This is a genomic window from Pseudomonas sp. 30_B (assembly GCF_017491605.1).
In the GTDB taxonomy this organism is placed as follows: Bacteria; Pseudomonadota; Gammaproteobacteria; order Pseudomonadales; family Pseudomonadaceae; genus Pseudomonas.
In genome coordinates this window covers 1-240 of sequence record NZ_JAFGYY010000533.1, presented here as the reverse complement: position 1 = coordinate 240, position 240 = coordinate 1, and the positions used below count along the sequence as shown (strand labels likewise).

Here is a 240-nt window from a genome sequence, read left to right as displayed (position 1 = left end):
TGGGAATCCGCAGGCAGACGAAGGGTTCGCTCCACACCTCGAAGCCGCCGGGCTTGCGCTGCTCGCAGAACACCGCCTTCCAGTCGCCGAAGCGCATGGCCACCAGTTGGCCGTCGTCGTTGAAGTAATAGAACTCCTTGCGCGCACTCTCGTTGGACTTGCCGGTCAGGTAGTCCAGCTGGTTGTAGCCGTCCAGGTGCACCTTGAAGTTCTTGCCGCCGACATCAGTGCCCTTGAGCA

1 pseudogene is annotated in these 240 nt (G+C 61.2%); it reads right to left on the bottom strand.

The window, feature by feature from the left end:
* A pseudogene (locus tag J5M67_RS29370) lies at positions 1-240 on the bottom strand (arylsulfatase); the annotation flags it as partial.